This is a genomic window from Micromonospora sp. CA-246542, assembly GCF_050942905.1.
Lineage (GTDB): Bacteria > Actinomycetota > Actinomycetes > Mycobacteriales > Micromonosporaceae > Micromonospora.
Map to the genome: position 1 here is coordinate 1962295 of NZ_CP192040.1, position 26313 is coordinate 1988607.

At 70.2% G+C, this 26313-nt stretch carries 28 protein-coding genes and 8 tRNA genes; 33 read left to right on the top strand and 3 right to left on the bottom strand.

The genetic code is table 11. The annotated features are described in order from the left end of the window. Positions 1-145: 145 nt before the first annotated feature. Positions 146-1633, top strand: coding sequence for a S8 family serine peptidase (locus tag ACQP0N_RS09210; protein WP_433119138.1), 1488 nt, complete (start codon positions 146-148; stop codon positions 1631-1633). 67 nt (positions 1634-1700) lie between these two features. Here ACQP0N_RS09210 and ACQP0N_RS09215 read toward each other — a convergent pair whose 3' ends face one another. After that, complete coding sequence (locus ACQP0N_RS09215) at positions 1701-3275, bottom strand: ricin-type beta-trefoil lectin domain protein (protein WP_433119141.1); 1575 nt, start codon at positions 3273-3275, stop codon at positions 1701-1703. A 206-nt stretch (positions 3276-3481) separates the two neighbouring features. On the opposite strand from ACQP0N_RS09215, the gene ACQP0N_RS09220 reads away from it, so the two are divergent. The 4 genes from ACQP0N_RS09220 (at position 3482) to ACQP0N_RS09235 (ending at position 7787) form a co-directional block, all read left to right on the top strand. Then, complete coding sequence (locus ACQP0N_RS09220; RefSeq protein ID WP_433119143.1) at positions 3482-5143, top strand: beta-1,3-glucanase family protein; 1662 nt, start codon at positions 3482-3484, stop codon at positions 5141-5143. Positions 5144-5319: 176 nt separating this feature from the next. Then, positions 5320-5886: a sigma-70 family RNA polymerase sigma factor gene (locus ACQP0N_RS09225; protein WP_433119144.1), complete on the top strand. Its 567-nt coding sequence runs from the start codon at positions 5320-5322 to the stop codon at positions 5884-5886. A 100-nt stretch (positions 5887-5986) separates the two neighbouring features. Continuing rightward, positions 5987-6946, top strand: a complete 960-nt coding sequence (locus ACQP0N_RS09230; RefSeq protein WP_433119147.1) for a zf-HC2 domain-containing protein — start codon at positions 5987-5989, stop codon at positions 6944-6946. A gap of 76 nt (positions 6947-7022) precedes the next feature. Further along, the gene (locus tag ACQP0N_RS09235; RefSeq protein WP_433119149.1) at positions 7023-7787 is read left to right on the top strand and encodes a hypothetical protein; all 765 of its coding nucleotides are present in this window, start codon (positions 7023-7025) and stop codon (positions 7785-7787) included. 20 nt (positions 7788-7807) lie between these two features. On the opposite strand, the gene ACQP0N_RS09240 is transcribed toward ACQP0N_RS09235, so the two are convergent. Further along, a complete protein-coding gene (locus ACQP0N_RS09240; RefSeq protein ID WP_433119152.1) occupies positions 7808-8584 on the bottom strand; it encodes a lytic transglycosylase domain-containing protein in 777 nt (258 codons plus the stop codon). Between the two features lie 367 nt (positions 8585-8951). Here ACQP0N_RS09240 and ACQP0N_RS09245 point away from each other — a divergent pair, with 367 nt between their 5' ends. From ACQP0N_RS09245 to ACQP0N_RS09290, 10 genes are all read left to right on the top strand, one after another. Then, positions 8952-9314, top strand: coding sequence for a hypothetical protein (locus tag ACQP0N_RS09245; protein WP_433119154.1), 363 nt, complete (start codon positions 8952-8954; stop codon positions 9312-9314). Then, entirely contained in the window at positions 9311-9637 is a 327-nt protein-coding gene (locus tag ACQP0N_RS09250) for a hypothetical protein (RefSeq protein WP_433119156.1), read from the top strand. The genes ACQP0N_RS09245 and ACQP0N_RS09250 overlap by 4 nt, the downstream gene beginning before the upstream one ends. A gap of 79 nt (positions 9638-9716) precedes the next feature. Beyond that, on the top strand, positions 9717-10037 hold the full coding sequence (locus ACQP0N_RS09255; RefSeq protein WP_433119158.1) for a hypothetical protein: 321 nt from the start codon (positions 9717-9719) through the stop codon (positions 10035-10037). A 32-nt stretch (positions 10038-10069) separates the two neighbouring features. Beyond that, positions 10070-10780: a hypothetical protein gene (locus tag ACQP0N_RS09260; protein WP_433119160.1), complete on the top strand. Its 711-nt coding sequence runs from the start codon at positions 10070-10072 to the stop codon at positions 10778-10780. A 12-nt stretch (positions 10781-10792) separates the two neighbouring features. Beyond that, positions 10793-11986, top strand: coding sequence for a hypothetical protein (locus ACQP0N_RS09265; RefSeq protein ID WP_433119162.1), 1194 nt, complete (start codon positions 10793-10795; stop codon positions 11984-11986). A gap of 68 nt (positions 11987-12054) precedes the next feature. Next, the gene (locus tag ACQP0N_RS09270) at positions 12055-13551 is read left to right on the top strand and encodes an SCO6880 family protein (RefSeq protein ID WP_433119163.1); all 1497 of its coding nucleotides are present in this window, start codon (positions 12055-12057) and stop codon (positions 13549-13551) included. Beyond that, the gene (locus ACQP0N_RS09275; RefSeq protein WP_433119165.1) at positions 13548-15275 is read left to right on the top strand and encodes an ATP/GTP-binding protein; all 1728 of its coding nucleotides are present in this window, start codon (positions 13548-13550) and stop codon (positions 15273-15275) included. The genes ACQP0N_RS09270 and ACQP0N_RS09275 overlap by 4 nt, the downstream gene beginning before the upstream one ends. Next, positions 15272-17080 carry a type IV secretory system conjugative DNA transfer family protein gene (locus tag ACQP0N_RS09280; protein WP_433119167.1) on the top strand — a complete coding sequence of 603 codons (1809 nt, stop codon included), beginning with the start codon at positions 15272-15274 and terminating at the stop codon, positions 17078-17080. The genes ACQP0N_RS09275 and ACQP0N_RS09280 overlap by 4 nt, the downstream gene beginning before the upstream one ends. Positions 17081-17178: 98 nt before the next feature. Next, positions 17179-18459 (top strand): hypothetical protein, encoded by a 1281-nt coding sequence (locus tag ACQP0N_RS09285; protein WP_433119172.1) that lies wholly within the window; start codon positions 17179-17181, stop codon positions 18457-18459. 42 nt (positions 18460-18501) lie between these two features. Then, positions 18502-18960, top strand: coding sequence for a DUF4913 domain-containing protein (locus ACQP0N_RS09290; protein ID WP_355051857.1), 459 nt, complete (start codon positions 18502-18504; stop codon positions 18958-18960). A 159-nt stretch (positions 18961-19119) separates the two neighbouring features. Here ACQP0N_RS09290 and ACQP0N_RS09295 read toward each other — a convergent pair whose 3' ends face one another. Continuing rightward, positions 19120-19737, bottom strand: coding sequence for a hypothetical protein (locus ACQP0N_RS09295; RefSeq protein ID WP_433119174.1), 618 nt, complete (start codon positions 19735-19737; stop codon positions 19120-19122). A 131-nt stretch (positions 19738-19868) separates the two neighbouring features. On the opposite strand from ACQP0N_RS09295, the gene ACQP0N_RS09300 reads away from it, so the two are divergent. The 18 genes from ACQP0N_RS09300 to ACQP0N_RS09385 all read left to right on the top strand — a co-directional run bounded on the left by ACQP0N_RS09300 (position 19869) and on the right by ACQP0N_RS09385 (position 26296). Next, complete coding sequence (locus ACQP0N_RS09300; RefSeq protein ID WP_433119176.1) at positions 19869-20570, top strand: hypothetical protein; 702 nt, start codon at positions 19869-19871, stop codon at positions 20568-20570. A gap of 119 nt (positions 20571-20689) precedes the next feature. Beyond that, positions 20690-21208 (top strand): SigE family RNA polymerase sigma factor, encoded by a 519-nt coding sequence (locus tag ACQP0N_RS09305; protein WP_433119177.1) that lies wholly within the window; start codon positions 20690-20692, stop codon positions 21206-21208. Continuing rightward, positions 21208-21705: a hypothetical protein gene (locus tag ACQP0N_RS09310; protein WP_433119178.1), complete on the top strand. Its 498-nt coding sequence runs from the start codon at positions 21208-21210 to the stop codon at positions 21703-21705. The genes ACQP0N_RS09305 and ACQP0N_RS09310 overlap by 1 nt, the downstream gene beginning before the upstream one ends. A gap of 259 nt (positions 21706-21964) precedes the next feature. After that, entirely contained in the window at positions 21965-22114 is a 150-nt protein-coding gene (locus ACQP0N_RS09315) for a hypothetical protein (RefSeq protein WP_433119180.1), read from the top strand. A gap of 110 nt (positions 22115-22224) precedes the next feature. Continuing rightward, complete coding sequence (locus ACQP0N_RS09320) at positions 22225-23214, top strand: hypothetical protein (protein WP_433119182.1); 990 nt, start codon at positions 22225-22227, stop codon at positions 23212-23214. A 22-nt stretch (positions 23215-23236) separates the two neighbouring features. Beyond that, positions 23237-23548 carry a hypothetical protein gene (locus ACQP0N_RS09325; RefSeq protein ID WP_433119184.1) on the top strand — a complete coding sequence of 104 codons (312 nt, stop codon included), beginning with the start codon at positions 23237-23239 and terminating at the stop codon, positions 23546-23548. Further along, the gene (locus ACQP0N_RS09330) at positions 23503-23871 is read left to right on the top strand and encodes an MBL fold metallo-hydrolase (RefSeq protein WP_433119186.1); all 369 of its coding nucleotides are present in this window, start codon (positions 23503-23505) and stop codon (positions 23869-23871) included. The genes ACQP0N_RS09325 and ACQP0N_RS09330 overlap by 46 nt, the downstream gene beginning before the upstream one ends. A 51-nt stretch (positions 23872-23922) precedes the next feature. After that, positions 23923-24201, top strand: coding sequence for a hypothetical protein (locus tag ACQP0N_RS09335; RefSeq protein ID WP_433119188.1), 279 nt, complete (start codon positions 23923-23925; stop codon positions 24199-24201). Between the two features lie 114 nt (positions 24202-24315). After that, positions 24316-24447, top strand: coding sequence for a hypothetical protein (locus ACQP0N_RS09340; protein ID WP_433119190.1), 132 nt, complete (start codon positions 24316-24318; stop codon positions 24445-24447). Between the two features lie 73 nt (positions 24448-24520). Beyond that, positions 24521-24593: transfer RNA gene (locus ACQP0N_RS09345), tRNA-Trp, on the top strand. A 111-nt stretch (positions 24594-24704) separates the two neighbouring features. Continuing rightward, positions 24705-24780 (top strand) — tRNA-Pro (locus ACQP0N_RS09350). A 1-nt stretch (position 24781) separates the two neighbouring features. Continuing rightward, positions 24782-24854 (top strand) — tRNA-Ala (locus ACQP0N_RS09355). A gap of 168 nt (positions 24855-25022) precedes the next feature. Further along, positions 25023-25097, top strand: a tRNA-Glu gene (locus tag ACQP0N_RS09360). A gap of 194 nt (positions 25098-25291) precedes the next feature. Then, positions 25292-25364: transfer RNA gene (locus ACQP0N_RS09365), tRNA-Gln, on the top strand. 6 nt (positions 25365-25370) lie between these two features. Beyond that, positions 25371-25445, top strand: a tRNA-Leu gene (locus tag ACQP0N_RS09370). Positions 25446-25563: 118 nt separating this feature from the next. After that, a tRNA-Thr gene (locus ACQP0N_RS09375) sits at positions 25564-25640 on the top strand. Between the two features lies 1 nt (position 25641). Next, a tRNA-Gly gene (locus ACQP0N_RS09380) sits at positions 25642-25714 on the top strand. 138 nt (positions 25715-25852) lie between these two features. Then, positions 25853-26296 (top strand): HNH endonuclease, encoded by a 444-nt coding sequence (locus ACQP0N_RS09385; RefSeq protein WP_433119191.1) that lies wholly within the window; start codon positions 25853-25855, stop codon positions 26294-26296. Positions 26297-26313: the final 17 nt, after the last annotated feature.

The window sequence follows — 26313 nt, forward strand, 5'->3', positions numbered from 1 at the left end:
ACCCTCGGTCCGCCCACACCAGATCTGCCCACACCACGACGTCGATGCAACCCAGGTTCAGATTGATTTGAACCAACCGGGCGCGGATCCGCAATAGATGGTGACAGCCGGGGCGGTCGCCCGCGGCAACTGAAGGAGGACACCAGTGCTGGCGAAGCGTTCAATCCTGGCCCGCCTGGTCGCGGTCGTGGCGATGGCCTGCTGCGTGGTCGCCCCGGCGGTGGGGGCGTCGGCGGGCCGGGCACCGACGCCGGACCCGCAGGCGTACGTCAAGTACTACGTGGTGGTGGCGGAGCACCAGGGTCAGCCGGAGAACCTCACCGAGATAGCGAGCCGGTTCCTCGGTGGTGGCGATCGGTCCGCGGAGATCTACAACCTGAACGCGGGGCGTGTCCAGGCGGACGGGGCGGGCCTGACCGATCCGGCCAAGCTCCACCCCGGCTGGCACCTGGTGCTGCCGTGGGACGCGGCGGGGGAGGGCGTCCGGTACGGTCAGCTTCCGCCCGGCCCCAAGCCGACCCGATCCGCCCCGAAGCCCACGTCGACCGGGTCCGCCTCCCCGAAGCCCAGCCCCAGCACGTCGCCGGGTGGGCCACCGACCGGCAGCGGCGCACCGTCCAGCTGTACCGCAACCGCCGGGTCGAGCCGCCGATCCAACTGGGCGCAACTGCGGCTGGCCGCCGACGGCGCCTGGGACCTGAGCCGGGGCAACGGTGTCATGGTCGCGGTGGTGGACTCGGGTGTGGACGGCAAGCTGCCCCAGCTCAGTGGTCGGGTCGCCGTCGGCGCGGACGTCACCGTCGGCAACGGGCGGGGGGACACCGACTGCCTCGGCACCGGCACCGCGATGGCCGGCATCATCGCCGCCAGCGCCAGCGCCGACGACACCCCGGTCGGCATCGCGCCGGACGCCACGATCCTGCCCATCCGGATGGTGGGACCTTCCGCGACCGGACGGGCCATGGACGCGTCGAACGCCATCGAGGTGGCGGTCAGCGCGGGCGCTTCGGTCGTCGCGTTGGGTTCCCGGGTCGACCTGGGCGACCCCACGGTGGCGGCCTCGATCTCGACGGCGATGAACCACGACGTGGTCGTGGTGGTGGGGGCGCCCACGAAACCCGTCACGGTCCCGGCGGGCGGGGAACGGTCGGCGTCCGGCGCCCTGCTCCTGGTCGGAGCTGTCGGTGCCGACGGGCAGCTCGCCGAGGAGTACCAGCAGGAGACGGTGGAGGTCGTCGCGCCCGGGATCGACGTGGCGACTCTCGGGATCAGTGGCGCCGGTGTGCTGAGCAACACGGGAACCCAGCTCGCTGTGTCATTCGTGGCCGGCCAGGCGGCGCTTGTCCGGGCGGCCTATCCGGATCTGACCGCCGTGCAGGTCGAGGAGCGCATCCGGAGCACGGCCGACACGATGGAGAAGGGCAAGACGGACGCCCGCTACGGCGCTGGGATGATCAACCCGGCCGCGTCGGTCGCCCGGCAGCTCGACGAGGAGCGACAGGTGTCGGGTGCCCAGAGTGGAGACGGCGGCGGTGGTGGTACCGCGCTCGCCGTCCTTCTCGGCCTCGGGCTGGTCGCCGCAGGTGGCCTCGTCTTCGCCCTCCGCTTCCGCCGTCGCGCGAACGGCGGGTAGCGGAGGGCCGCGCCCACAACGACGTCACGACGCGGGTACGTGGATCGTCCGCGTACCCGCGTCCGCGCTACCGCCAGGCCCATTGCTGCTCGCGGTTCTCCACGAAGGTCCAGACGAGCAGCGGCTTGTTCGGCACGTTCACGTTCGCGTCCAGTGCCTTGCGGATGTGCATGTTGAGGACGCCGCCCTTCTCGTTCATCCGCCACACCTGACTGGGGCTCCCGTCGCAGGTGGAGGCGAACACGGCCGTGCCGTCCCGGTCAGAGCCCTCGGCCAGGTCCATGCAGAGCCCGGCCGCGCGGAACGTGCCGTCGGCGAGGACCACCCACCACTGGGTCGGGTCGTCGTCATCACACGTCTGCAGCCTCATCCGGGTTCCCCCGGTGGTCCCGCCGGTGCTGGCGCAGAGCTTGGTCATCGGGTGGTAGAGCTGCTTGGCGCCGACGGGGCGCACGGGCGGCGTGGCCGGTGCCGGCGGGGCGGGCGGGTCGCCGGCCTTCGGCGTCGGCGTACCCGGGCCGGCTGGCGTCGGCGCGACGGGTGTCGCCGACGGCGGCGCGGGTGGGGGCGGGGGCTTGCTGACGCCGACGGTCAGTCGTCCGTCGAGCGCGTAGAAGTCGGTGAGTGACTTCACCGACTTGAGGAACGCCTTTGTGTCGGCGTCGAGGCTGCCGCCGCTCTGCCGCACCACGGTCGGACCACTGCGATAGGCGGCGAGGGCGAGCAGATAGGGATCACCCTCCAGTAGGGACAGCTCTCCGGTCAGGGCACACATGGCGGTGCCGACGGCCGGGATCGCGACGGCGGGATCCCAGGCGGAGGCGTTGCTCGGGCCGTACGCCTGCCACACCTCGGGGAGGAACTGGGCGACTCCCCGCTGGCCGGCGGCCCCGAGCAGGTTCGGGTCGAATCCGGAGAGCGCCATCAGTTGCGCCGCGACGGCCGGGGGAGTCACCCCCGGACAGACCGAACCCGCCCGGACGATCAGGTCGACGTACCCGGCCGGGACGCCCTTGGTGTCGGTCGCCGGCGCGGTCGGCGCGTTGCCGCCGGGTCCGCCGAACTGGGACCGCTTGCCGTAGTACGCGGCGTAACCGCTGACCTCGTCGACGTAGTCGACCGCGTCCGGGGGCACCCCACCGGACGCCGTCACCGACTCCAGGCTGCTGTGGAAGGCGGCCACCGACAGTCGCCACGAGTCACCGGTGACGTTCGCGAGCCGGAGCTTGCCGCTGTAGTCGCACACCTGGTGGGCCAGCGCCACGATGTTCGCGGCGCTGTCCGAGCGTTCCGCGTTCGGCCACGGCTTCCAGAGCTTCCAGTCCTCGTTGTCGAGCCCGGCGATGCCGGTACCGCCGGAGGCGGTGTCCGTCGCTCTCGGTGCCAGTTCCGACTCGGCCATGAGCTGACCGGCGAGCCGGGCCGGCGTGAGCATGGGGCAGGAGCGGGCCGCAGCCGCGATGACCGCCAACTGGTCGTCGGAGACCGCTTCGCCGATCAGTTGGTCACGGGCCGAGGCGACGCCCCAGCTGATCGCGGCGACGGCCGCGAAGACGACGGCCAGGCCAGCGGCGGCGGCCGCCACGAGTCGGCGCGGCGTCCGGCTGAACCAGGGCCGGATGGTGCGGGGATCGGTTGTCACGGGCCATCCCTTTCGGCGTGGCGGCATCACTGTCGTGACGGATCAGCTGCCGCATATGTTCACCGCACGACCACGAATCCATCAAATTTTGTCCCGCCGGTCATTGAACCGGCGGGGGGTCCGCACCGTGGACGCGGCTGTCTCCGACGGTTCGGCGCCGCGATGCGCCGTACCGCCCGGTATGCCGATCGATGGAGGTGGGTCGTTTGCTGACCAGACGAAAGATGCTCGGAATGGGGCTCGGAGCTGCGGTGGTCGGGGTGCCGCTGGTCGCGACACCGCTGCTGGCGCGGGCCAGGGCCCAGGGCGGACTGCCGTTGACCGTGGTGAACAGTACCGGTCGATACCCGAACGCCTCGATCCACATGTACATCACCGGCTACCACCCGGAGACCAGGGAGATGGGCTACGTCCGGAGCCCGGGCACGTTCACTCCCGCCTCGTTCGCCGACAACGGCGCGGACGGATTCCTGGATCTCGCCATCCCCCTCGCCGGTTCCGGGGCGACCTCGTTCGTCCTACCGATGCTCGACGGCGGCCGGATCTACTTCTCCATCAACGGGCGGCTGCGGTTCAAGGTGGTCGACGGCGGTGGGCGGCCCATGTTGCAGGAGCCGGCCGGCGCGGTGGAGAGCGACCCGAACTTCGGGGTGTTGTGGGACTTCTGGGAGTTCACCTACAACCCGAACGGAATGCACTGCAACACCACCATGGTGGACATGTTCAGCATCCCGATCTCGACCCGGCTGGTCGGGGCGGGCGAGCACACGGCTGGGAAGCTCACCGACGGTGGCCGGGACGCGATCTTCGCCGAGGTGGCACGGCAGCCCGGGTACGAGCGCCTGATCATCGGCGACGGGCTGCGCGTCATCGCGCCGGGGCACGGCATCATCGCGGGCCGCTTCTCGCCCACCTACTTCGACGCCTACATCTCCCAGATCTGGGATCGGTACCGCAGCGCCGACCTGCGTGTCTCCAACGAGTTCGGTGCCTTCACCGGTCGGGTGCGCGAGGACGGCAGGCTGCACTTCGACGGTGGGATCGCCCCCTTCGACCGTCCGACCACGATGGACGTGCTGATGTGCAACGGCACGTTCAGCCGGCCCAACGACGCCAGTGGGAAGGTGGCGGCGGCCCTGGCGGCCGGGTTCAACCGGTCGGTGCTGGACCGGCCGTACCAACCCGTCGACGACCGGGCGGCCTTCTACCAGCAGCCGATCACCAACCACTACTCGCGCGTCCTGCACAACCACTCCGCGAACGGCCGGGTCTACGGCTTCCCGTACGACGACATCGTCGGGGATGCCTCGTACATCCAGGACTCCGCACCACGGGAGGTGACGGTCACCCTCACGCCGTTCGCCGGGGGCGAGGCGTCGTACCCGATCGCGCAGCCTCCGCCCGCCGTTCCGGTGGCCGTGGCGACGGGAGCGGCGGCGACGGCGGCCGCCGTCGGCCCGGCCCGCGTCGCCGATCAGGAGATCGCCGCCGCCGGCTTCGACCGTGAGTACGGCGTACGGCGGGAGCCGTGCGGCGAGGGCGGTGAGAACATCTGCGCCATCGCCAACGGTGACTGGGTCGCCTACCAGGGGGTCGAGTTCGGTGACCAGCCGATGACACAGTTCGTCGTCCGGGTCGCCTCGGGGGCGGGGCTGGGCCTCTCCGGGCTGATCCAGGTGCGCCTGGACAGCGAGACGAGCCCGCCGGTCGGGACGATCGCGGTGGCCAACACCGGTGGATGGCAGCGGTGGTTGACCATCCCGGGGAACATGGCACCGGTGACCGGCCGGCACGACGTGTACCTCACCTTCGCCAGCGGGCAGCCCCAGGAGTATCTGAACGTCCGTTGGTTGCGCTTCGCTCGATGAACACCGCGACCGCCACTATGGACCGTTGTCCTCGTCCGTCCGTCGTCGATCGTCCCGTGGCCGAAACATATCGAACGGCCGGTACGGCTATCCTCCCCGGAGAGCGCCTGGCCGACGGCGGGCGCGGCGGTGGTGCGGTCGTGCGGGTCCACCCCGTGCGTCAGGGGAGGCGGTCGGTGTCGGCGGTGCACAACGAAGCGCTCGGTCCGCGGGCCGCGGACGCCGGCAGCGGTTCCGGGGACGCCGAAGCCCTCATGCGGCAGATCTTCGACGAGCATCAGGGCCCGCTACTGCGGTTCCTCACCCGGCTCGTCCTCGGTCAGCGGGAGTTGGCCGAGGATCTGGTGCAGGAGACGTTCCTGCGTACCTGGCGGAACCTGGACAAGCTCGCCGCCGACCCGGAGCGGATCGCCCCGTGGTTGTACACGGTCGCCCGGCACGTGGCCATCGACGCCATCCGGTCACGGCAGGCGCGTCCGCAGGAGATCAACCTGCCGGATCTCAACCGCGTCTCCTCGGCCGAGGACGCGATGGATCGTGTCGTGAGCGCCCACACGGTGCAGGTGGCGATGAAGCAGATCAGTCCGGAACACCGGCAGGTGCTGATCGAGATGTACTACAAGGGCGCGTCCATCGCTGAGGCGGCGGAGCGACTCGGGATACCCGAGGGTACGGTAAAATCCCGTACGTACTATGCGGTTCGCGCGCTGCACGCGGCGATCGGCTCGACGGAGTCGTCGTGATCCCGGCCGGGCCGTCCCGATCTCGGTCCGTTGACCAGTACGCAAGCCGTCCCGAGGTCGCCCCTCGGGGCGCGGTGTCGACGCGTTGAGGAGAAGCGGGATGGGCGCAGGCGGTGAGCACGCCACGGAGGAGCAGTCCAGGCTGGCTCTCTACCTGCTCGGTGCCCTCGACGAGGCCGAGCGTGTGTCGTTCGAGGAGCATCTCGCCGGTTGTTGGGACTGCCTGAACGAGGCGACCGCGATCGGGGCCTCGACGAGCGGTCTGGCCGGTCTGGCGGACGTCGACTGGGATCTTCCACCGCACGCCGACCCGATGTCGACCACCGATCCGACGACGACCGTCGCCCCGGTGGATGCCACTGATGCGGGGGTTGCCGCTGATCCGGTGGTTCCTGCGGAGCCGGTGGCCATTCCCGATCCCGAAGCGACTTCCGATCCGGCGGCGACTCCCGATCCGGCGGTGGCCGCTGTGCCGGCGACCGCGGGCCCGGCCGGCGTCAGCGTACCGCCGGATTCGGTTGACCGACCGGGTCGCGGCCGGCGCGGGTCGGTGCGGCCGGGCGGCGCGCGGCCCGGTGGGGGTGGTGCGGTCGGTGCCCGTCCGGATCGTGGCCCGAGCACCGACCGCCGGGGCGCACGTCGTCCTTGGCGGATCTGGGCCGGCACGGCCGCCGTGGTTCTCGGGCTCGTCCTGGCCGGCGGGGCCATCACGATGAACGTGCTGGGCGGCCCCGACGAGCCGGTGCTCACCGCCACGGGTGAGGCGCCCGGCTACGGCGCGAGCCTCTCCGTCTCGATCACCGCCGACGACGGGGGCCGCTCCACCATCCGGATCACCGTTACCGGCCTGCGGCCGGGCATCCGCTACCGCCTCTTCGCGGTGACGCGCGACGGGGCCACCCACACGGTACGGGACTGGATGGCGTCCAGCGGCCCCCAGGAGGTGACCGGCGAGACGTCGTTGCCGGTCGACGAGTTGGCCTTCATCACCGTCGGGACCAGCGATGGTGCCGGGATCGTCACCGCCCCGATCAACCGGGACGCCGGCTCTCCTCGCTGATCGAGGTGAACCCTCGCCAGGTGTGAATCGTAGAGCCTCGGACAGCAGACCCCGAGGCTCGCCTGGAGGTACCGCCATGCCCGAGATCCCCAGCCCCGAAGACCGAGCGATGTCCACCGATCAGCGGCCGGATCCGGCGGTCGCCCCGGTGGACATCGAGGCGGAGGCCGTGACGCTCATGATGCTCGGCAATGAGCTGAGCAAGCTTCTGGACGATCGGAGGAACGATGGTCAGCCCCCGTCCGGGGACGAGATCACCGCGATCGAGTTCGTCATGGATCGACTGAACCGCCTTGCGCGGCGGATACCTGAGCAGCCTGCTGCGGACGGTCCGTCCCGCGCGCCGGTGACGCCGCGATCCCCCGCACACGCGGGAAGCATTCAGTGGCAGGACGAGTTCCTCAACCTTCTCGTGCGGACCGCCAAGAAGGTGCGGCGCTGGCTGAGGGACCTCGACGGCCCGGAGCGACCCGACGAGGTATCCGTGCCGGACGCACGGCGTTCGCTCGACCTGCGGGAGGTACGGGACCTGGGCAGCGTCGACCCTCGTAGCGATCTCTACCGCCGTTCGAGCACCCGGCTGGGCGAGCTGCTCGACCAGAGCCCGGCCCTGCGGCGGCTCTGGTCGCAAGGTCATCTGCCCGTCGCCTCGACGCACGCCCCGCCGCAGGTGTTCAGGGCGCCCAACTTCGAGCTGGCAGCCTTCGCGTCCATCGAGTCGGTGCGGGCCAATCAGAATAATGCCGGATCGCATCGCGTCGTTCCGCGGAACACGCCGTACATTCCGTGGCACCAACGGACGCAAGCTACCGCGAGGCAGGCACGGGCGGCGCGGGTCTGACGGGGCCTCTTCGCGGTGGCTCAGGTCGGGCTGGCGGACGGGAAGGACGGCGGCGGGCCGCCGAGGCCCTGGTACTGGCCGAATCGGGCCCGAACCTTGGCCAGGTAACCCTGTGCCTCCGCCGTGGCGGGTATGCCGCCGGCCTCGCGTACGGCAGTCATGCCCTGGTCGTACGCGACAAGCGCCAGGTCGAGCGCGCTGCCGATCGCGGCACCGCTGTCGATCAGCTCCTGCGCCTCGCCGGCCAGGGCGCAGAGGTACCGACCCTGCGCCATGATCGAGTCTTTCGGGTCGAGGGCGGACGTCTTGTCGTTCTTGTCGGTGTCCGTGCCGTAGCGGGTGAAGACGGCGGGTGGTAGTTGGGAGATGCCCCGCTCTCCGTCCGGGCCGACCTTGGCGCCGTCCCAGTCCGACTCCACCTCGATCTGCGCCGCGATCACGATCGGACCGATCGAGGTGCAGACGGCGCCCGCGTCCTCGATCGTGTCCGCCAGGAGCACCGGCACCTGGGTGCGATCCAGGGTGCCCTTGCCGTCGCCCTCGAACGCGGCTATCGACTCGTCGGCCCGGTCCCAGGCGTCACTGCTGTCGCTGCTGCCCGGGTTGGTGAACAGGAGGATCAGCACGATCAGCGGGAAGAGCAGGACGCCGAGCCCGCCGATGATGAGCACCGCCCCGGCGACGACGACGGTGGCGATCGGGCTCATCAGACAGGTGGTGGCCGTCGTGATCGCCGCGCCGACCAGGACCGCGTAACTCTTCTGCTCACCACTGTCCTTCTTGCTCGAACCGCTCATGTCGACTCCCTCACGATCGTGTGCAGGAAAAGTGGAATTGGCCTTGAACCGGAGGCAGGGGCTCCCCGTAGAGGCGTCCGTCATCAGGTCGAGGTCGCCGGTCCAACGGGACGAAGCGGCGTGTGGTTCAACGGCGGCTGCCGAAAGCCGAACCGATGACCTGGACCTCAAGAACGGTGCGGACAGCGGGAGGGTGGTGATTCGGATGGGTGCCGCAGCAGCGGTCGACAGGGCGCGGCTGGGACCGGCCGGCCTTCCGACGGCCGGCGGAGGCGTCGGGGGCAGCCCACGGCGGGCTTTCTCCGAAGAGGGGATCGGGTGGATTGCCGCGCACGGCGGTGCCGGGACCACCACGCTCACGCGCCTGTTGGGCGGGATCGACCTGGGCTGCCGCTGGCCGGACGCCACGCTGGGGGAGCCGGCGGCGGTGCTGCTGGTGGCGCGTACCAACGCCGGGGGCCTCGGTGCCGCCGGGCGGGCGCTCAACGCGCTGCGTGAGGGCCGTCATCCGGCCGGCATGCGACTGGTCGGGCTGGTGCTGGTGGCGGACGCACCCGGCCGGCTCCCGCTTCCGCTCGCGCGTCGGATCAGGGTGTTGCGGTCGATCGCCCCGGTGCACCAGGTGCCGTGGTTGCCCACCCTGCGGCTGGGGATCCATCCCCGGCAGGTGCCGAAGGAACTGCTCGGCCTGGCCGACGCCGTCGGCGCGGGGTCCGGGAGCACGAGGTGATCCACGTCGCCGGAGCACCCCAGGGTGTGCCGGCACCGGGCCGGCAACCCCTTCCGTCGCTCGCGCCGCTGCCGCAGTACGACCCACTCGGCGGCGGCGGAGGCGGGTTGGAGCCCCTGCTCAACCTGCTCGCGTGGAGTGTCACCGCCACCAGCGTCGCCGGATTCATCATGGTCGGCATCAGGATGGCGATTCAGTTCAACCGAGGTGTACCCGGCGAGGAGAGCGAACACTTCCGCGGGTTCACCATCGTCCTCACCGCCTGCGCCCTCGGCGCCAGCGCCGGGCCGCTGGTGGCCTGGTTCGGCGACCTCGGGCTGTGAGCAGGCCTCCCCTCTGTCGTAACAGCTCGGATCCTCCCCCGGTCACCTCGGTGACCCACCCCTCAAGGAGATGCACCCCATGAACCTGATGGACCTTCCGTACGCCCTCGCCGCCTCCATCACCGTCCGCGTGCCGGAACTCCCGGGGCCGGTCCGGGGGGTCTTCGACCCCAAGCCCGGGGCGCCGGATCCACTGAAGAACCTCGTGGACAAGCTGCTCGGTCTGCTCGCCTGGGCGGGGACCGCCGCCGGTACCGCCGGCGTACTGATCACCGGCGTCATGATGGCCGTCTCGATGAAGCGGGGCGAGAGTTCGGAGCACATGTCCCGCCTCGGCATGGTGCTCGGTGGCTGCATTCTGGTCTCCGCCGCCGGCCCGCTCGCGGACTGGTTCCTCTGACGGCTGACCGGCCAATAGGGGAGCGGCACATCATGTTCGGCAACAGCAGACAGCGTTCCGGCGAGGATCCGCCGTTCTGGCGACAGCAGGGTTGGATCCTCTCGGCCGCGTTCATCGTGGGCTCCGCCCTGCTCGCCGCGGCCATCGCCTTGACCGGTCGGGGCGGAGGATCGGCAGACCCCACCACGGTGGGCGGGGCGACCACGTCACCGGCCCCGTGCGCCTCGGGCCCGACGGCGTCCCCGACGTCGACCCTTCCTCCCGACGATCTGACCTGGCAGGTGTTGGAGAGCGGGAAGCGGATACCGGTCTCCACGACCATCGGCCCGAGGTACGCGGACGGGCAGCTCCTGCGATGTTTCGCGCACTCTCCGATGGGCGCGGTGCTGGCCGCGCACGTGGTGCCGACCCAGCTCGGCGAGCGGGGTTGGCGGGCCACCGTGGACCACCAGGTGATGGCGGGCACCGGCCGGGACGTCCTGGCCGGACGGCTCGGCTTCGCCACGCCCGGCACCGGCCAGGAGCACGGCAGCTATGTCGGCTACCGCGTGGTGACGTACTCGCCGGAGGCCGCTCAGGTGCGTCTGCTCGTCAAGACCACGGCCGGGCAGTACGTCGCGACCGATGTGGACCTGCGGTGGGACGACGGCGACTGGAAGGTCCAGCCGACCCGGGTCGGTGAGGTGCGTACGGCGTCGGAGACCGTCGTGGCGAACGCCGGTTTCACCATGTGGACGAAGTGAGGAAGGGCCGACATGGACTGCGCTCCCGGAGACGCGCTCGACAGCGGCGGTACGGGCTTCTTCGACTTCCTCGGCGACCCGATCGGCACGCTCATGCGGATCGTGGCGAACATCATCCTGGCCGCCGCGATCAAGATCTTCGGCGAGTTGAGCGAGTCGGTGCCGACTCTCGGGCCCGGCTTCAGCGAGACCAACGCCGGCGTCCCGGGGCAGATCAGTGACCAGATCGAATGGGTCGTCACCTACCTGGCGATCGGCTCGGTGCTCTTCGCGGCGGCCAAGATGGCACTCGACCGGCGGGGTGAGGCCGGCCGGACCGCGATCCAGGGCTTCCTGCGGGTCATCCTGGTCGCGGGCGCCGGCACGTTCGTCGCCGCCAACGTCGCGAGGCTCTCCGACGACTACGCCGACCACCTCTATTCGAGCGCGGCGCTGAATCTCGTCAAGAGCGTGCCGTGCATCGGCCTGGGAACCACCATGGAGGCGTTCCTCCTGCTGTTTCTCGCCTTCCTGCTGCTGCTCTCGGCGATCGTGCACGTCCTCATGCTCTACATCCGGCTGGGTGTGGTGACCATGCTGCTCGGCACGTTGCCGATGGCGGCCGCCGCGTCCATGACGAACTGGGGTACCGGGTGGTGGCGTAAGCACGTCGGCTGGCTGATCGCCTGGCTCATCTACAAACCGGCCGTCGGCCTGATCATGTTCTCCGGCTCCGCGATGATCGCCGAGGGTAACCGGACCAGCCTGGTCCACATGCGGATCGCCGGTGTCGGTGTGCTGCTGCTGTCCGCGATCGCGATGCCCGCCCTGCTCAAGCTCATCGTCCCGGCGACGGCGGCACTCGGCACGATCGACCCGTCCGGCGCCGCCGCCTCGTCCGTGGTGGGCGGGATCGCCTCCGGCGCGAAGAAGGTCGCCGGCTCCGCGATGGCCTACGACGGGGGCAGTGGTCCGTCCGGCGCGCGCGGCTCGGGGCCCGGCCAGGGCGGAGCCGGTGGACGAGGTCCCTCCGGTAGCCAGGGGGCCGGCGGAGCAAACGGGTCGAAGGGCGACCAGGGCTCGGGCCGGGGCGCCAGCGCGGTCCGGGCGGCGGGCGTCGTCACCGGGGCGGCCACCGACGCGGCGGTCCGCGCCGGTCGGCACGGCAGGGCGATCGTGACGGGCGCCGTGGACGGTGCCGACGGTAACGCGGGACACAACAACTGAAGGGCTCCGGCCACGGTACCGGCACGGGCCGACCGGGGCAGTTCCCCCTGTGAACGAGAGGAATCACGGTGACGTCGGTGGAAGCGGCGGTAGAACCCACGTACGGCAACTGGCGGCGACCACGCCGGGCCGGGCTCGGCCCGCTCGGTCTGGTGGGCACCGTCGGAGTCTTCGGCGGCCTGGTCGTGGTGCTGTTCGCGTCGATGATCTCGCTCGGCGCGGCGGTGGTGGTCGGCATCCCGTTCGTGGCGCTGGTGGCGCCCCTGGCGGTCCGCACCCAGGACGGGCGCAACGTCTATCAGCTCCTGTCCCTGCGCATCGGTTGGTCACAGCGCAGGTCTCGCGGCGAACACCTCTACGTCTCGGGCCCGCTGTCCGCGCGCCCGGGCGGGCGGTTCCGTCCGCCCGGCCTGCTCACCCGGGTGAGCGCGCTGGAGGGCCGCGACGCCTACGACCGCGCCTTCGGCGTCCTGCACCACAAGGGACGCAACCTCTACACGATCGTGCTGCGGTGCGAGCCCGACGGCGGTTCCCTGGTCGACCCGGACCAGGTCGACACCTGGGTGGCGCTCTGGGGCGAGTGGCTGGCTCGGCTCGCCCACGAGCCGGCGCTGCGCGGCGCCTCGGTCGTCGTCGAGACCGCCCCCGACCCGGGCACCCGGTTGGCGAACGAGATCCTGCCCCGCCTGGCACCGGACGCGCCGGCCGCCGCCCGGGCGGTGATGGAGGAGGTGGTCGACGACTACCCGTCCGCCTCGTCGGAGATGAACTCCTACATCACGCTCACCTACGGTGCGCCCGGCGGGCCACGGCGCGATCCCGAGGACGTCGTCGCCGACCTGGCCATCCGGGTGCCGAGTCTGCTGACCGGGCTGGTCAGCGCGGGCGGTGGCGTGGCCGAGCCGTTGAACGCCGAGCAGATCGCCGAGATGGTCCGGGTCGCGTTCGACCCGGCCTGCGCCGCCGACGTGCTCAACGTACGGGCCGAGCACGGCCACACCGGTCTGGAGTGGGAGGACGCGGGCCCGGTCGCGGCCGTGGAGTCGGTCGACGCGTACCACCATGACTCTGGCGTCTCGCGGACCTGGCTGCTGACGCTCGCGCCCCGGGGCACGGTGCGGGCCAGCGTGCTGCGCACGATGCTGGACGCCTCCGACGCGACCCGGCGCAAACGTGTCGCCCTGCTGTACCGACCGCTCGACCCGGCGACCTCGGCGCGGATCGTCGAGTCGGACCGGCGTACGGCGCAGTTCATGGCGACGTCGAAGCGCGGCATGGTGCAGGCCCGCGCCAGCGCCGAGGTACGCGCGGCCGAGCAGGCCGCCGCCGAGGAGGCGACCGGTGCGGGGCTGGTGGAGTTCTCGCTGATGCTCACCATCACCGTCGACACCCCCGACCAGCTCGACGACGCCTCGGTGGTGGTGCGCAACATGACCGGCTCCAGCCGGATCGCGATGCGCCCCGCCAACCGTATGCAGGCCGCGGCGTTCAGTTGCACGCTCCCGGTCGGGATCCTGCCCTGGGAGCAGACCCTGCTGCCGCACGAACTCCAGGAGGCGATGTGACCGACATTCGAGCCCGCTCCGGCGGGACCGGCACGCGGGCGGTCGATCTCGGTGCCGGCTGGCCAGCCGGCCACTCGGGCGGTCGGACGGCACTGACCGGCGTCACCGGCGACCCGATCGAGGGCGTCCCGGTGGTCCGGAGTCAGAAACCCAGGAGACCTCCCGCCCCGCCGGAGTCGACGCGCGGTTGGGCGGGCCGGGGCGGTGGCCGGGTCGGCTATCTGGACTCGCCGACGATGTGGCGGGCGACGACCGTGCAGGCGTGCGGGCTGTGGCCGTTCTCCGCCGGCTCCGGTGCGCCGATGTCCGGCGTGCCGATCGGGCAGCACCTCTTCACCGGTGCCACGGTCTGCGGCGATCCGCTCTCCTGGTTCACCCGTGCCCGCTACATCTCGAATCCGTCGCTGTTCATGCTGGGCATGCCCGGTCTGGGGAAGTCCACGCTGATCAACCGGATGGCCGTCGGGTTGGCCGCCACCGGCGTGGTCCCGCTGGTGCTCGGCGACCTCAAGCCGGACTATGCCGACACGGTTCGCGCGCTCGGCGGCCAGGTGATCCCCATCGGGCGCGGGGTCGGCGGCATCAACGTGCTGGATCCGGGGGCGATGGGCATCGCCGCCGAGCGGATCGGCGGTCAGGCGGGCAAGGCGCTCGCCGCCGAGACCCACGGGCGGGTGCTGAACATGGTGGCGGCGCTGCTGACCATCGTGCGGGGGCGCGCGTTGGACGACCACGAACAGGCGGTGCTCTCCGCCTGCCTGCGTCACCTGCGGGAACGGACGCCGAGTCATCGGGCGGCCCTCCTGCCCGACCTGCTGCGGGTGCTGGAGGAGGGGCCGGACCGGGTTCGTGCGGTGACTCTCGACCGGGGCCAGGAGACCCGGTACCGGGACGCGGTGGACCCGCTGCACCGGTCGCTGCTGGGCATCCTCGACGGCGCGCTGGGCGACACCTTCGGCGCGGAGACCTCCACCCGTATCGACCCGGACGCCCCGGCGGTGTGCATCGACATCTCCCGGATCGGGGAGGCCGACACCCAGCTCACCGCGGCGGCGATGCTCGCGGCCTGGTCCGACGGACTGGGTACGGTGGCCGCTTCGCACGCCCTGGCCGACGCGGGTCTGGCGCCGCGCCGCTGGTTCTTCACCATCCTGGACGAGCTGTGGCGTCCGCTGCGGGCGGCGTCCGGGATCGTCGACCGGATCGATGCCCTGACGCGGCTCAACCGGTCGCTGGGCCTGGGCGACGCGAAGATCACCCACACCCTCAAGGATGCCGAGGCGCTGGGCACCGACGCGGACCGGGCGAAGGCGCGCGGCTTCGTGGAACGCGCCGGGATCGTCGCCTGCGCCGGCCTGCCGATGGCCGAGATGCAGGAGTTGGGACGGGTGGTGGGCATGTCCCGGCGGGAGATCGAGCTGGTCTCGTCGTGGTCGTCCCCGCCCGGCTGGGCGAGCAGCGGCACGAACGAGGAGCCGCCCGGTCGCGGCCGTTTCCTGATCAAGGTGGGCGGACGGCCGGGCATCCCGATCCGGGTCACGATCACCGACACCGAGCGGCGGCTGCACGACACGAACCTGCGCTGGGTGCAGAACGGGTACGCGCAGGAGCAGGCCGCCGAGCGGGCGGCGGCCCGGATGGTGGCCTTCGAGGCGGAGGCCGAGCTGGGCAATCTGGCGACCCGGCCCGAGCTGGTGTCCGACGGCGGGCGGTGGGCGTCGTGAGTGGTTCGCACGGTGGCCGTCCACACGGCGCGGACCTGTTCTTCTGGGTCTTCACCGTGGTGGCGTTCGCGAACGCGGTGATCTTCATGGTGGCCTGGCTCGGCGGCACCGTCGGCGCCGCGGTGACCCTGCACGGCTGGCACCCGCCACCGCTGACGCTGGACTCGTACGTGCTGCTGGTGTCCGGGCGGACCGGGGTGCTCTGGCCGGGGGTCGCGCCGTTCGCGGTCTACGGCGGCATGGTGGTGCTGGCCGTGCTGGTCGTCCTGCTCGCCGTGCTGGCCGCCCGCAAGGTCGTGGAGCTGCGCGGCCGTGGCAAGGGCCTCGCCGGCGCGCACGAGTTGGCGTCGTTGGCCCCGGCGGGACTCGCGGCCCGTGCCCGCGAGCTGCGCCCTTCGCTGATGGGCATGCGGGACCTGCCGCCGGACGAGCGGGGCAACCTCCTCGGCGACCTGATGCCGCACGGACCCGAGCTGCGGTCCTCTTACGAGGATGTCGAGTTGGACCTGATGGCACCGCGCGCCGGGAAGTCGACCGGAATCGCGATCCCCCGCGTGCTCCGGGCCCGCGGCGCGGTGCTGCTCACCTCGAACAAATCCGATGTGTACGCCGTGACCAGGGCCGAGCGGGAACAGATCGGTACGGTCTGGACCTTCGATCCGCAGAGCATCGCGCACGCGCCCCGCGAGATGTGGTGGGACATGCTCGCCGACTGCGTGACGATCGAGGGCGCGCGGCGGTTGGCCGGGCACTTCGTGGCCTCGGTCAACGACGACACGACCAAGAAGGACTTCTGGATCTCGGCCGCGCAGAACACCCTCACGGCCCTGTTCCTCGCCGCCGCGCGGGGCGGGGCCACCATCTCGGACCTGCTCGGCTGGCTGGCCGACCCGGCCGACCGCACGCCGATCGACCTGCTGCGCGACGCCGGGATGAGCGCCATGGCCGAGCAGTTGCAGGGAACGGTACGTGGCGCGGTGGAGACCCGGGACGGCATCTACGAGACGGCCCGCCAGTGTGTGGCCTGCCTGCTCGATCCGGAGATCCTCGCCTGGGTGTCCCGCGACCCTGATCTGCCGCAGTTCCTCCCGGACCGGCACGTACTCGGTCGAGACACGCTCTACCTGCTCTCGAAGGACGGCGGCGGCTCGGCGGCCGGAGTGATCGCCGGCATCGCCGACGCCGTGCTGCGGGCCGGGGTCGTCGCCGCGGAGCGGATGGGCGGGCGGCTGGACCCGCCGATGACGGCGGTGCTCGACGAGGCGGCGAACGTCTGCCGCATCTCCGACCTGCCCGACCTCTACTCCCACCTGGGTTCCCGGGGGATCAACGTGGTGACGCTGCTGCAGAGTTATCGGCAGGGCTCGCGGGTCTGGGGTGACGCGGGAATGGACGCCCTGTGGGGCGCCGCCACGATCAAGCTGCTCGGTGCGGGCCTGGACGACGCCGACTTCGTGGAGAAGATCTCCAAGTTGGTGGGACTGCACGACGTGAGTACGGTCAGCGTCTCGCGCAGCCGTGACGGCACCTCCCGCTCCACGTCGTACCGGCAGGAGAACGTGCTTCCGGCGGACAAGATCCGCGCGCTGCCGAAGGGGACCGCGTTGCTGCTGGCCACCGGCATCCGTCCGGCGGTCATCCGGCTGCGTCCCTGGTACAAGGAGCCCGACGCCGCCCGCATCTCCGCCGCCGCCAAGCGGGAGGTCGCCGCGATCACCGAGCGGGCCGCCCGCAAGGCGTTCGGTGGTCGTCCGGCGACCCCCGATCCGTTTCCGGCGCCGCCCGCCCCGGCACCGTACCGGTGACTTTTCAGCGTCAATAAATCTTCAAATGCTCATGAACCATGGCCCGTTGTGCCGCGTAGATCGGGTACCCAATTCCAGACCTGGCAGGAGGAGTAGAGATGGCGGATCGTTACAACGAGTGGGACTACCTCGAACGGGATGGCAATTATCCCGGCGCCTACGACCGGCAGAACTCGCAGCCGTACGCGGGGCCGAGCAGTTCTGCCGGACGTGACCAGTCGCAGGCGTACGGGCAGGGTGACGTCGCGTACGCCGACCAGACCGCAGAGAACTACAACGGTTATTCCTACAACGGCACCCAGGACTACGCACAGTACGCCGCCGCGCCGCCGCCGCATCCCGAACGCTACCCAGACCCCCGGACCCAGCTGCTGTACTCGCCGACGGACGGGCGGACGGTCCAGGATTTCTACCCGAGAATCGACAACGACTATCGGCTCATGGGGGAGGGGAACTCCCCGGCTTCGCCGGTGGATGAGCGGCCGGGGCTCGACGTCGATCGAAAGTACAGCAGCTACTACAGTGGGCTCGATGCCGGACTTCAAGCCGCGCTCGAAGGAAAACCGGTCAGTATCGTGTCGACCGACGATGGCAAACTGGGTGTGGTCGTCGCCCCGGAGCCGGGATCGAGCCTGGGCGTGGGCGTCGCTTCGCCGTCCGGCTCTTATTATCCTTCGGTGGGGGGCGCGGATTCCAATGCCAGCGTCTTCGGGTTGGCACCCTCTGATCATTATGAGCTCGCGGCCAGCCCGGACCGTCGCAGCCAGGATCAGACCAGCGTGGTGCGGATCGACGCGGCGGGTACGAGGCATTGGGCGACCTGGGAGCAGGCGGCCATGCTCGGGGCTGCGGTGGGGAACACCGGGGAGGCTCTGGCGAGGGCATTCGTCGCCCCCGCGGGCATTGTCGCCGCTGTTGCAGCCGCGAACGCCCCCGATGTCGTCAACGGGCTGTGGGACGCCAAGAGTGAACTCATGAAGTTGCAGAGAGGAGAGAAGCCGAACTGGGACAGGGCGTTGAGTGGCCTCTCGAAGGCCATCGCGTACGGGGCGACCGCCGGCATCCCCGCCCAGGTGTACCGCGCATACCAACCGGATGCTGGGGACTCCAGTCAGGTGGTGTTCGACCGGAACGCGATGCGGATGGCGGCTCTCCCCGCGGGTATCAGCGCGGCAGGGGCCTTCGCGTCCTTCGTGTTCGACAAGCGGGCGCGGGCCCAGATGGAGAAGGAGGCTCGCACCAATCAGCATCACGGTGCCGCCGGCCTGGAATCCAGGGGTACGGAGGGCCGGGAGCGGGGGCAGGAAGACGCCCCGAGTCACCACCGGCACAAGGGCAAGGGCAAGGGCAAGGTCAGGGCCGCCGCGCCCGGATCCTGATGGTCGGCCCGGCTGTTGTCGCAGGATGTGAGGGCGATATCCGTGGCGGGTGAGAATCAGCAGGCCGAGTCGGCCAGGGATGACGGTGCCGGCGCAGAGCCGCAGCGGGAGGCGCCTGCTGCCGAGGCGAAGAGCGAGCCGTTCTTCATCCTCTACCATAGTGGCCCCGACTACGTGGAAGAGCTGCGCCGGTTGTCGATGTGGGTGGAGAGGCTCCTGATCCCGGTGTACGGGGAGGAGGTGACGTCCGGTGCGCCGTGGTGCCCGCGCTGGATCGAGCACACCGAGGCCATCGCCTATTTCCACGGGCTCTGGCTGGCCTGGCAGGACAAGACCGGCCCGAAGGCCAGTCTGACCGGCCCCTCCGAATGGCACCGGGACCACCTCGGCCCGACCATGACGGCGCTCCGCAACCCTTCGGGTCCCTTCGCGGGGTGCAAACCCGGGGCGCACCGGGCCAAGGAACGCCCACCCGTCGAACGTGAGGGCTCCGAGCGATGATGAACTGACACCGGCATGTGCCGGCCCGCCGGAGATCGGACGGCGGGCCGGCACGCCGAACGGTTCTGGTCACCGCGAACGCCGGTGGATCCTGTTGATCGAGGGGGCGGTGCGGGCCCGCGCGACGACGAGCCCGTCGTCGCGCGCCGGGCAGCATCATCAGTCCGCGCGAGATCCGGAATTGGTGGCAAGCCACTCTCGCGGCAGGCGGATGGTGTGGAACCACTCGCGCGGCACCTGATCGAAGTATGGCGCTCTGAGCACCGGCGTTCCTCCGCCGAAGTGGTCGGCGGCCGCGGCGGCCCGCCGGACGCTGAACCACCAGCCGTCGATCGCCCGGGAGGTGACGATACTGCCGCCCTGGACGATGCCTACGTGACGGTCCGGATTTGGTCTGGAGCTGGTCGTCCAGACGCAGCCCTTGAAGTGCACGATGGAGTCGATGGTGGACCACGACTCGCGCCTCGCCGGCCGGCCGTACTTGTCCGGGCCCAGATAGACGCCCTGTTCGTCGATGGCGAAGAGCAGCTCCCGCCGCACCGCGCTACCCACGCGACGACGGAACAGGGCGAGGATGGTGGCCTCGAACCCCAGCCCGATGATGAAGAACATGTAGCGAGTCGACAGATCCTGAAGGCCGATCGTCATGGCCGTGACCGGCAACAGGCTGCACAACACCACGATGCCCGCGGTCCGGATCCGGCTCTGCCGAACCTCGTACGTTGAAGCACTCTGCGCTCTCATGGCCCACAAGATAGCGGCGACCCCAAACGTCATCGATCACGGTGAGCCACCCGAATGCCACCGGAAAATCTCGAAGAAAAAATCCGGCCGGCGGCAACCCGGGAGCCACGGATCGCATGTACCCGGTTGTAAGCGACGATCGCCACGACCCATAGGGGCCCGGAATGTCTGCACGTCACCTCCTGTTGCTGCCCGTCGCCACCGTCCTCATTGGACTGTCCGCCTGCGACTCGGGATCGTCGTCTGGTTCCGGCCCGACCACGCCCGCTCCGACGCCGGCGGCCACGGTCACGGGCACCCCCAGCGCGTCGCCCGCGGCCACCCCGGCGGCCGGTCCTGCCGACTGCCCGTCGGTGGCGGCCCTGCAGAAGCTGGTCGAGCTGCCGAAGGGCTGGTCTCTGGCGACGGTGAAGTGCGTCAAGGGCTGGGCGGCGGCAGATCCGCAGGGACCGACCGCCGGTGACGGGGTCTACCTGTTCCGCTACGTGGCCGACACCGGCTGGAAGTACTACGACCAGGGCAGTGGATGGGACTGCAAGGACCTCGGCCTCAGCGAGCCGGCGCCGTTCTGCATCTCGGACCCTGCGGCGACGGCGAAGCCGGCCGGCGGTACGGCCACGAGTGCCAAGTGCCCGTCGGCGAAGACTCTTCAGACTCTGGTCGAGCTGCCGAAGGGTGTGTCCTTCGGCAGTGTGCAGTGCGTCAAGGATTGGGCGGGAGCCGATCCGCAGGGCTCGAAGGCTGGCGACGGGGTGTACCTGTTCCACTACGTCGCCGCCACGGGTTGGAAGTACTACGGCGAGGGCAGCGGTTACGACTGCGCGGATCTCGGCCTCAAGGAGCCGGCGCCGTTCTGCATCTCCTGACCGAGTTGGGCGCGATCGATTGCCCGTGGGGCACACCGGCTATGGTGTGCGCCACGGGCAATCGGCCGCATCGCCGCCGCTGCCGACGGACCTAGGGGTACGCGGGAACGAGCGGGGGCATGGCCGAGTCCATTGACGATCTTTTCTTGGAGTTCGTTCGGACCCGCTCGCCGGCGTTGCTACGGACGGCGTTCCTGCTGACCGGTGACCGGCACCTCGCCGAGGACCTGGTGCAGGATGCCCTGGCCCGCACTCACCGAGGTCGGCGGCGGCTCAATGATCCCGGACACTTCGAGGCATACACCCGCACAGCCATGTACCACCAGCATGTGAGCTGGTGGCGGCGCCGCAAGGTCGCCGAGTCCCTACCCGGGGAACTGGCCGACGTGGCGCAGCCCGGCAGTGACCATGCTCGCCGTACCGATCTCAAAATTGCCCTGCACCAGGCTCTCGCCCAACTCACCCAGCGGCAACGGGCCGTGCTGGTGGCACGATTCTTCGAGGACCGCAGCGAAGCCGAGACCGCGGACCTGCTGCAGTGCTCGGTCGGCACGGTCAAGAGTCAGACCAGCAAGGCGTTGGCCCGCATGCGGGAGATCGCACCCGAGTTGCTCTCGGCCGTGATGGAGGAGGCCTGATGACCGACGACCTCGGGCCGCTGCGTCAGGCCATGTCCGATCTGAGTGAGTACGGCGGCGCCGCCGACATGTACGAGCGGGCCCTGCGCAAGTCGCGTCAGTCGCAACGGCGGGTCGCGCTCGCCACCGGGGCCGCAGCCGTGGCGATGGTCGTCGCCATCGGCGGGACGGTCGCCTTCGCCACTCGTGACCGGGCCGATCCACCACTGCCACCCGCAGCTTCCGGCACCGGTGACGGTGCCCAGACTCTCGACTGTCCGTCGACGCAGGTCCTCGGAACCCTGGTCGAGCTGCCGGCGGGGTGGTCTTTCTCGTCCAGGCCGGTGGAGTGCGCGCAGACGTGGGCGGCGGTGGACGTGGAGCGTCCGGGCGCTGGCGGCCTCATCTACCTGTTCCACTACACCGCCGGCACCGGCTGGCGATTCCAGGACCAGGGCAACGGGTGGGATTGCGCGGAGCTCGGCCTGACCGAGCCGGCGTCGTTCTGCACGTCCTGACCGCCGTCCTGCGCGTACCGGGTCAGAGCATCGGTGCGGTGGAGGCGCGCAGTAACGCAGCCAGCCATTCGTACGGGAAGCCACTCGCGGGATCCCTCGCCGTTCGGTCGGTGCGGGCGCTGCCTCGCCGTGCGGTGCCTACCCCTGGCGGGGAGTGGTTGGGGCCGGCAGGGCTCGCAATACTTCGAGTCATGAACGCGAGAGGACAGCTCGGCGACTTCCTCCAGGCCCGGCGCTCCCCGCCGAGCCCGAAGGACGCGTGACTCAGCAGACTCTTCGTACCGAGGACGGCCAGACCGTGGTCGTCGCCACCGCCGCACCTTGCTCGGCATCGCTCGCCGCGATGACGTTGCTCGTGCACCGCACCGCCACCACCCGTGCCGCGCAGCCGCTCGTCAGGCGCGAATAGCGCCATTCCCACCGGGTCGACAACAGGTGCTCCGCAAGGAGCGCCGGACCCGTCGCGCCCATTCCAGCCCATCAACAGCCTCAGTAAGGACAACAATGCGCAAGAGAACGATGACTGTCGCAGTCGCTGTCGCCGCAGCGGGGTTCGCTGTCGTGCCGGTCGTACCGTCAAGCGCCGCACCGGCCGCGACCACCGGGGCCCGCACCGTCGGGCCGACCCGAGCGTCGGCCGCGCCGGTCCCCTCACGGATCGCGGTCCACTTCGACCTGGTGAAGGGACAGCTGCCGGAGAACGTCGCGCTCGGCCCGGACGGCACCGCCTACGTCACCTTCGCGGCGGCCCGACAGGTCGCCGCGGTGAGCCCGTCCGGCGGGACGCGAATCCTGGCGACCCTGCCGGCGCCCAGCGATGGCGGCGTCAACACGCCGGTGCTCGCGTTCGCGCTGACCACCGGCATCGTCCGGATGCCCGACGGCACCCTCTACTTCCTCTACGCGAGCGGCGATGCCGCCACTACGGGGCTGTACCGACTGCGTCCCGGTCAGGCTCCGCGCCGCATCGCGGCGCTACCGGCCGACGGGCTCCCCAACGGCTTGGCGTACGACGCGGAGGCGAAGAGGTTCTACCTCACCGACTCGGTGCTCGGCACGATCTCGACCGTACCCCTGGAAGGTGGCCGCGCCGAGGTGTGGTCCTCGGCCTCCGAACTTGCCGCGGCGGTCTTCCTCGGCGCCAACGGCATCAAGGTACGCGCCGACGCGGTGTGGGCGACCAACCTCGACCAGGGCACGCTGCTGAGGATTCCGTTGCGGCACGGCCGGCCCGGACCTGTCCGGGTGGCGGCGACCGGCCTGGTCGGTATCGACGACTTCACGTTCGTCGGTGCGGATGATCACCACGTGATCGCCACGCTGAACGGCCCCAACACGGTGGTGAGCATCGACGCGGCCGGGCATTCGCGGACGCTGCTGACCGTCGCCGACGGGTTGCAGAACCCGACCTCCGTGGCCGTGCGCGGGCGCACCGCCTATGTGCTCAGTGCCGCCTACACCACCGGCGTCGACCCCAACCTGACGCTGGCCACCCTGCCGCTGCGCTGACTTGCCACCGGTGGAGAAACCCATGCACGAGATCCAGCTCGGTGACGTGACGGTCACCCGCGTCGAGGAGACGCACGGCCCGATCATGCCGACCGGTGCCTTCTTTCCCACCATTGCGGCTTACGCCTGGCGTACGGGCCCCGAGCTGCTGACCCCGGATCACCTCGGGGCGGACGACGACATGGTGCACGTCGCCATGCAGACCTGGCTGCTGCGCAGCGAGGGCCGCACCATCCTGGTCGACACCGCGGTCGGCAACGACACGCGTACGACGACAGCATCGCCCCCGTGCACGTCAACGGGCAGGTCCAGCTGTGGGAGGACACGCATGTGATCGACAGCAACCTGCGGCTGGAGGCCGCGCCCGGGCACACGCCGGGCCACGCCGTGATCAAGATGGAGTCGGCCGGCGAACGGGCACTGTTCGCCGGTGACATCCTGCACACCCCACTTCAGTTACTCCACCACGAGCACAGCAGTTGCTTCTGCGAGGATCCGATCCAGGCGGCGATCACTCGCCGCCGCCTGCTCGGCTGGGCGGCCGACACTCGGGCGCTGGTGCTGCCGGCGCACTTCAGCGGGCACTCCGCCCTTGAGGTCGAGCGGCGGGGCGAGTCGTACGCCGTCAAGCGGTGGGGTCCGTTCCCTCGATACTGAGCGTTCGGATCGCCCGCCGGCGTCGGATGACGGCGACGGGCGGTCCGAGACGTGCTGCCGAAGCTGAAGATCCCGGCCCTCGACGAGGCGGTCGTCCTCGGCATTGATGGTCAGTTCGGGCTCGATGTCCGCGAGGTCGTCCAGGATCTGAACCATCCGGGCAACACTCTCGTCGAGTGGACTCACGGCAGGGTGGTTGAGCTCGCTGACTGGATCCGGACGGTGCGTGGCCCGCAGGGTGGCCCGAACTACCGCCGCTGCCACCGGTGTCGGCCTGCGTTGCCGGTCACGTACACGTTGTCCCCATCGGACGCTTACCCGGGCGACTGATCACCGTCGGCCGTGGGGTATGTGAATGCGGCTTCGGAATATCCGTTGCCAACCACGGGCGGCGCGCCTACCTTGAATGAGCAAGGTCAAACCGATCCACCAGAGGAGCTCCCCGTGTCGCAGTACGCCTACACCGAAACCACGCGGCTCATGCCGCGCGGCGGTGTCGTGCTGCCCCCGATCGGGCGGGCCCACGATCTGTGCGCGAACGAGCAGAACTGGAAGCCGGGGTGGCGGCGCGAATAGCGCCAGCGCAAGCTGCGAAGCCGCCCACCCCGACAGGGACAGGGCGGCTTTTTCGTTACTGGAACAACTTGATAGGGGCGTAGCTCAACTGGTAGAGCACCGGTCTCCAAAACCGAAGGTCGCAGGTTCGAGTCCTGTCGCCCCTGCTTTTCGTCCCGGCTTCGGTCGGTGGCGTTGTTGATTCTTAATTCCACAGTGAATGGCATGAGCAAGATCCCCGGCCGGTGCCTGCACGGGCCGGCCGGGGAGCATCACCTCCGGGACGAGGGAGACGGCTGACCCGCTCGCTTTGGGAGCGAGAGACACGGGGTTCGACACCCCGGTCCCGGACCACGGGGTTGTAGCTCAGCTGGTAGAGCATCGGTCTGGCAGACCGAAGGCCGGGGGTTCGAACCCCTCCGACTCCACGCACAGGGTGTGCTGCGAATACGTGGGCACACCCGCAAGAGCCTGCCCACCTGGCGTACCTGGTAGCGCACGGGCGCGAAGTCCCCGAGGACTCCGTTCAAGTCGGGGGGTGGGCACGTTGGTAGGGGAGTACCGGGGTCGAGGCTCCCGGCACCCACCGACTTGATGGGCCGTTGGAGCTGATGGCAAAGCTCACCTGGTTCTCAGCCAGGAGATCGTCGGTTCGAGCCCGACACGGCCTGCGCACGATCTCGCGGTACTAGCTCATCTGGCCGGCGGGGTTCGAGTCCCCGGTACCGCTCCGGGCAGGGAGTGGGGCGGTGGACGCCGCGAAACCAGAGGCCGGGTTGCGCAGCCTGGTCGACGGCCGGCGCGGGGTAACTCCCCGGGTCAGCGTGGAGGGTCACCGCCCCGGAGTACCTGCCTGTTCACGCTATGGGGGCTGGTCTAACTGGCAGGACACCTGATTTTGGTTCAGGTTGGTGCGGGTTCGAATCCTGCGCCCCCAGCTCGATGCCCTGCTACCCCAACTGGCACGAGGGCGCCGGCTCAAACCCGGTGTGATGGCGGTTCGAGTCCGCCGCAGGGCACGTACGCAACGCCTCGATATGACCACGGTGAAACCGTACGGCCGGCCGACCCGGCGCAGCGGGATGAATCGCCTCCGGGGCGACAGGTACGTTCCCGCCCAGTGGGAGAGGCACCGGTGCCGCCGTAGCTCAGATTGGGAGAGCGTCCCCCTGGTACGGGGAAGGCCGCGCGTTCAATTCGCGCCGGTGGCTCCACGCGGTTGTAGCGCAGTTGGTAGCGCGTCTCCTTGCCAAGGAGAAGGTCGCCGGTTCGAATCCGGTCAGCCGTTCGATGTCTCTTAGATAGAGACAATGAGACATCACCGACTCGACACAGGTCGGTGAGTGCCAAGTTCCGTTGGCAAGAAACCTCGTCATGCCAACACGACCACCGGTTCACTTGCAATGATCATGAAAGGAGGAGCCTGGTGGACGCCGTACTCGTCATCAACGCCGACCTTGGGCCCCTCCACCGGGTCACGGTCGCCCACGCGATCCGGATGCTGTGCCGCCGGGTCGCCGAGATCCACGAAGCCGAACCCGACCGAACCCTCGGCGTGTTCCCCATGCCGAAGGTCGTCCGCCTGGTGCGATACGTCGTCACCCGGTGGCGGTACACGAAGGGCCCCGCCTGGTCCAAGGTCGGTGTCCTGGCACGCGACAACCGGCAGTGCGGCTACTGCTCCGGTCCGGCCGCGACGGTCGACCACATCCTGCCCCGCTCGCGGGGTGGGCAGAACACCTGGCGGAACACCGTCAGCGCGTGCGCGCCCTGCAACCAGCGCAAGGGCGACCGGACCCCGGCCGAGGCCGGCATGGTGCTCCGCATCAGCCCGGTCGTGCCCGCATGGGGGTCGCTGGCGCAGCGCTGACCCGGCCGGCGGGCCAT